The organism is Stagnihabitans tardus, assembly GCF_009925085.1.
Classification (GTDB): Bacteria; Pseudomonadota; Alphaproteobacteria; order Rhodobacterales; family Rhodobacteraceae; genus Stagnihabitans; species Stagnihabitans tardus.
Window position 1 is genome coordinate 113,389 of record NZ_JAABNR010000003.1, and the last position, 5,862, is coordinate 119,250.

At 69.9% G+C, this 5,862-nt stretch carries 3 protein-coding genes; all 3 read right to left on the minus strand.

What is annotated here, in order from left to right:
- Positions 1–10 precede the first annotated feature (10 nt).
- From GV832_RS04205 to GV832_RS04215, 3 genes are read right to left on the minus strand one after another with little or no spacing between them, the layout of a single operon-like run.
- Positions 11–1,894, minus strand: coding sequence for a preprotein translocase subunit SecA (locus tag GV832_RS04205; RefSeq protein ID WP_168773583.1), 1,884 nt, complete (start codon positions 1,892–1,894; stop codon positions 11–13).
- Positions 1,888–4,029 (minus strand): peptidase M50, encoded by a 2,142-nt coding sequence (locus GV832_RS04210; RefSeq protein ID WP_168773584.1) that lies wholly within the window; start codon positions 4,027–4,029, stop codon positions 1,888–1,890. Before GV832_RS04210 ends, GV832_RS04205 begins: the two co-directional genes overlap by 7 nt.
- Positions 4,026–5,852: an efflux RND transporter periplasmic adaptor subunit gene (locus GV832_RS04215; protein WP_168773585.1), complete on the minus strand. Its 1,827-nt coding sequence runs from the start codon at positions 5,850–5,852 to the stop codon at positions 4,026–4,028. Before GV832_RS04215 ends, GV832_RS04210 begins: the two co-directional genes overlap by 4 nt.
- Between the last annotated feature and the right edge of the window lie 10 nt (positions 5,853–5,862).

The window sequence follows — 5,862 nt, forward strand, 5'->3', positions numbered from 1 at the left end:
GCAAGCACAATCAGTGCGAAGGGTCGCGATGGGCGACCCCCGCCCCGGCAAAGGCAAGTCTTTCGGCAAGATACCGCTCCATCCGGGCGAGGTCGATCCTTTGGCGGGCGGTGCGGCGGTCGGCCCGGGCCTGGGCGCGGGCCAGCGCGCGGTCGGCCAGCCAGCCAAGGCCGGGGCGGGTCAGAATGTGCCGCAGCCACTTGGGCAGGAAACGGCGGGGCAGGTCGTCCTCCAGCGAGAGGACCTCTTCGCAAGAGCCCGGGTCGCCCTGCCGCGCGGCGCGGCCAAAGAGCTGGCGGTCGATGCGGCGGCTGTCGTGACGCTCGGTCGCGATGACATGCAGGCCGCCCGCCGCGACGACCTGGGCCGGCAAAGCGATATCCGTGCCGCGCCCGGCCATGTTGGTCGCCACCGTCACCCGGCCCGGAGCACCCGCCCCGGCGATGATCGCGGCCTCCTCGGCGTCTTGCCTGGCGTTCAGGACCTGGTGCGCGACACCCTCTTCCGCCAGCACAAGTGACAGCGCCTCGCTGTCGCTGACCGTCCGCGTGCCGATCAAGACCGCCCGGCCCTCTGCCGCCGCCCTGGCCGCCCGTCGCGCCACATCGCGGCGCTTTTGGTCCGCCGTCTCATGCACCACCACCCCCAGATGCGCCCTTCGCGAGGGCAGCCGCGTCGGGATCACCGCATAGTCGAGCCCGTAAACCCGGCGAAGCTCGTGCCGCACCTCGCCAATGGTCCCCGACATGCCGCAAAGCCGCAGGTAACGCGGGAAGAAGGTCTGGCTGGAGGTCCGGGCAATGGTCTCATTCGGCGCCGTGATGGCCACGCCCTCCTTGGCCTCGATCATCTGGTGCAGGCCGCGCTCCCAGGACCGGTCCTTCATCGTCCGCCCGGTGTTCACGTCGACGATCTCGACCCGCCCGTCGCGCAGGATATAATCCCGGTCGCGGGCGAAGATATGCAGCGCCATCAGCGCCTGAAGCACATATTGCTCGCGCCAGAGCGCGTTTTGAAAGATCCCCCCCATGGCGCGGGCATCGGCCTTCAGCGCCTCTTGCCCCGGCTTCAAAAGCCAAAGGTCGCGGCGGCGGCGGTCGTGGGTGAAGTGCTTGTCCTCCTCCAACCCGCGCGCGAGGTCCAGGGCCACCCGCCCGATCTGCCCCAACCCCGCCGCACCCGAGGACTGCGATAGGATCAGGGGCACCACGGCCTCATCCACCAGGATCGAATCCGCCTCGTCGATCACCGCGACCTCCAGCCCCGGCAAAAGGAAGTCGCCCGGGTTGACCGCCACTTTCAGGTTCCGCCGCCAGGCCGACCCGGCGGTCGAGCCCAGCTTGATCCGGTCGCGCAGGTGGTCGAACATCACCTGTTTCGCCGTCAGGTAAGTCACATCGCCCCGGTAGATCCGCGCCTTGTCGGTGTCGCTTGCGCCCTCCGGGATCGCTTCGACCCGCAGGCCCAGGCGGCGATAGATCCCGCCCATGATCTCGGCATCCCGCGCGGCGAGGTAGTCATTGGCCGTGATCACATGCACCCGCCGCCCCGCCATGGCATGGATCGCCGAGACAAGGACGGCGACCAGCGTCTTGCCCTCTCCGGTCTGCATCTCGACCAGCTTGCCCTGCAGCATCTCGAAAGCCGCAATCAGCTGCACGTCATGGGGCAGATAGCCCTTCTCGGCCTGCACCGCCTTTGCCACCACGGCCATGTTGCGGACCAGGTCATCGAAGCCCACCTTGCCGCGCAGGCTGCTGCGTTCGGGGGCAGAGGCCAGAACCGCCCGGGCAAACTCCCGCGCCTTGCCCTTGACGGCAAAGGCCGTGGGGACACGCGCCCCCGCAGGTTCGGCGCGTTCCGGGTAAAAGCGCGTGAGCGGCCAGGTCACCATCCGAAATGCTCCAACCCCATGCGGCGGAGCGTTCGGACGGCCCAGGCCAGCGGCGTCTCGGGCTCCAGGTCAAAGCGCAGGATGAAACGTTCACCAAGGCGCGGCGGGGCCTCCCAGATCAGGGGGACCACGTCGACACGGAAGATCGGTTGCAGGCTGCGCAGGTGGTCGGTGGCGCGGGGGTCCAAGGGGACCTCTCCGCCGCCATTGGTCCCAAGCGCCGGGTCGGGCAGGTCATTCGACGCCCCGGGGACGATGCGATCGAGCTTCGCCGCGAGCGGCACGGGATCGGGGCGGATCGGCCAAAGCGTCACACCCGTCAGGCCCGAGCGGATCGCCGCAATGGCCTCTTGCGGGACGGCGGCGGCGATGAGCGGCGGGCCTTCCGGCGCCACCACCGCCAATTGCGTGCCGCGCTGGACGAAGCGGCCGAGGCTATCCTGCGGCTTCTCCATGAGGAAAACCCCATCCTGCCCGGCCCGCAGCACCTGGGTCGCGGCGCGGGCGTCGAACTCGGCCAAGGCGGCTTGAGAGGCCCGGAGGTCGGCGCGGACCAGCGTCGCCTCCACGGGGTCAGAGAACTCCACCACCCGCAGCTGCGCCTGGCGGGCGGCCACATCGGCCTCGACCGCGCGGCGTTCGGTCTGGACGGTCGGATCGCTGAGCCTTATCAGCGGATCGCCCCGCACAACCCGCGACCCTGGCGTGGCGAGGATCTCCGTCACGAACCCCTCCGCCCCTGCCCGGACCGGCCCATCCTCCCGCGCGACCGAGACACCCTGGACCAGGGCGCGCCGAGGCAGCTCCACCCCCGCCACCGCCCAGACGCCCAGGGCCGCGACGGAGGCCAGGGTCAAGACCACCCGCCGCCGTTTCGACTTGAAGCCCGGGTCGGTCACCAGCACCCGCGCCGTCATGACCAAGGGCAGGACGATCATCAGAAGCACGGCATAGGCCGCGAGGACTCCGCCGATCACGGGGTAAGCGCTGGCCACGAAAAGCGTGATCACAACCGCCAGGAAGACGCGGTAGGCCAAGGAGGCCAGGCCGTAGAAGAAGAACCACCCCGCCTCGCCCTTTGCGGTCACCGGGCTCTGCGCCTCGATCCCCATCGACCGCCGGGCAAGCCAGCCCAGCCAGGCCTGCGACCTTTGGGCGAGGTTCGGGACCTCGATCAGGTCCGAGAGGATGTAATAGCCGTCGAAGCGCATCAAGGGGTTGCCGTTGAACAGAAGCGTCGAGATCGTCCCCAGCACCATCACCGCATGGCAAAAGCTGCGCAGCGGGCCGGGCTCGACCTGGAGCCAGATGAAGAGCGCGATGGCGGCGAGGAACAGCTCCACCAGCACCCCCGCAGCGCCCACAACCGCCCGGGCGCGTTTCGAGGGAAAGCCCGTGGCGGCAGAGGCATCGACATAGGGCAAGGGCACGAAAAGGACGAACATCAGCCCGACCTCATGCACCCGCCCGCCCCAGCGTTTCACCGCCAATCCGTGGCCGAGTTCATGCAGCAGTTTCATCACCGGATAGGCCAGGACCATGACGGCCAGCGACCAGGGGGCGAGCACCCGGTCGGCCACATCCCCCATCAGCCGGTCGGCGTTCAGCATGGCGGTCCAGAGCCCAAGGCCCACCACCGCCAGCCAGACCACCAGGCCCCAGCCCGAGAAGATCAGCCGCGCCAGGGGCTCCATCGCGGTGAGCGCGCGGTCGGGGTCGAAGAGCGGCAGTTTCATCGAAAACGGCGCAGCCAGCGCCCGCATCAGGCCCCGGCGCCCTTCGGCCTTTTGCTGGCGGAAGATATCCTCGGTCTCGGGCGAGACCTCGGCGGTCAAGAGGCCCGTGGCATGCAGACGGCCGAGGAAAGAGATCACCTCGTCCTGCGTGGGGGCCTGGTCGCCCAGCTTCTCCAGCCCGTGGCGCCAGACCTCGTCCACTGTGCGGGTGCCATCGAAGAGCCCCGCCAAGGAGAAGGTCGCGGCGGAGAAGCGGTGCATCTGGCCCGAAAGCCGGTCATCCACCACGAACCAGGGCTGGCCGCGATAGACATGGCGGTGGATGGCGGCCTCGCGGCGGAGTTTGGGCTTGAGCCCCGCCACCCGATACCAGGCGGTGGAAAAGAGGATCCGCCTCACGGCAGCCACCGCCAGAACTGCATGCGGATCCAGGCCTCGGCGCGTTCGGTGAGGATGGTCAGGAGGCGGCGTTCCCCGACCTCGACCTTGGCCCAGCCCTGCATGCCGGGGCGGAGGAGGTCCGAGCCCCGGTCCAAGGCCGCCTCGACCCGGAAGACATTGCGACCCTCGGCGGCATGGGAGACCGGGGTGATGCGGGTGACGGTCAGCGGCATCTGCACCTCGGTCAGGCCGGTCAGGAGAAGCGTGCCCCCCTGCCCCTCACGCAACAAGGTCAGGTCGCGCTCGGCCACGTCCAGCGTGACGCGGTAGTCGTCCAAGGGCGCGACCTCATAGAGGATATCGCCGCGCTGCACCGGGGCGCCGACGAGGCGGTCGAGGTCGCCCGCCACGATCAACCCGTCGATGGGAGAGGTGATCTCGATCCGCCGCAGCAGGTCCTCGACCAGGTCCAGCCGCGATTGCGCCTCGGCGATGCGGGCCTTGGTGATGCCGACCAGCGCGCGGTCGTCCTTGGCCAGGGCCGAGGCATATTCCTGCGCCCAGCGGTCGCGTTCGGCCTGCCAGCGGGCGTGTTCCACCTTCAGGTCGCGGTCATCCAGCCGGGCCAGCACCTGCCCCGCCGTCACCACATCCCCCGCCCGCGCCCGCACCTCGGCGACATAGCCGATGATGGGCGAGGTCACGGCACGCTGAACCGAGCCCTCCAGCCGGGCCTGGGCCGTCACGCGGTCGGGGGCGTCGATCGAAGCGAGGACCCCGACCAGGGCCAAAAAGGCCAGCGCAGAGACTTTCCAGACCAGGTTCTTGGCGCCGAACAGCCCCGAAAGGCCCTTGTGCAGGGACTGCGCAAGGCGGCGGAAGACCCCCATCTCCTCCCGCGCTTTCAGGGCCATGATCGGCCCGATCCAAGCGCAGAAAAGCCGCAGGAACTCCACCTCGGCAGGGGCGAAGCCCGGCGCATCGGGGCCGCGTTGCAAGGTCAGGACGGCGACGGCGCGGCTCTTTTCCTCGGCGATGGGGAGGGAGACCAGGGGCCCCGGCCCGGCGACCTCGGCCAGCTCCTCATGGGCGCGGCGGATCAGCGTGGCGTCGCCGGGATGCAGCAGGGTCTCGCGCTGGTCCAGCGCCTCTTGCATCGCCATCTGCAAGGCGCGGCGGGTCTGGGTCTTGCCCACGGCCGAGGCGCGGTGTGACAAAGCCGGGATATCGACCACCGTATCGACCGCGCCGACCTGGCCCAGCGCCACCCATTCCGCCGCCATCTGCAGCGCCAGTTCCGACACCATCCCGCGCAGGCCCACGGCAAGGTTCGGCGCCTCGGCCAAGGCCGCCGCCATGTCCATCGCATCTGCCAGGCGCCGCGGCGGCACCAGAACCCGCCGCCGCGCCAGAAGCTCCAGCCAGGCCGCGCCCCATTGCAGGCGCCGCGCCGACAGCGTCGCAGCCTCCCCGCCCGGAGCGAGCTCAAAGGCCGCGACACCCAGAAGCCGGTCCTCGACCATGACCGGCCAGGCGATGCAGACCGAGCCATCCGCCCCGGGCCTTTCGCGCAGGATGCCCTTCTTCTCGCCCAGGCAGCTTTCGGCGGCCCGGGCGAGGTCCGGCCCGATCAGCGTGCCCTTGGGATGGACGGCCAAAGGCGCATAGCCGCCCTTGTCGGGGTCGCCGAAGATCACCACCCCAAGCCGCGCGCCGGGCAGTTGCCGCGCCTGCAGGGCCAGCCAGAACTGCGCGTAATCCGGCGCCGAGGCGGCCTGGCGCAGCTCGGCCCAGGGCCCGCCCTCGGGCAAGGCCAGCGCGTCGAACCCGTGTTCTGTCATGCCTTCAGCG

What these genes read in the sequence shown, in the direction of transcription:
- GV832_RS04205 (WP_168773583.1), bottom strand. Translation starts at nt 1,894, where the DNA reads ATGGTGACCTGGCCGCTCACGCGCTTTTACCCGGAACGCGCCGAACCT.
- GV832_RS04215 (WP_168773585.1), bottom strand. Translation starts at nt 5,852, where the DNA reads ATGACAGAACACGGGTTCGACGCGCTGGCCTTGCCCGAGGGCGGGCCC.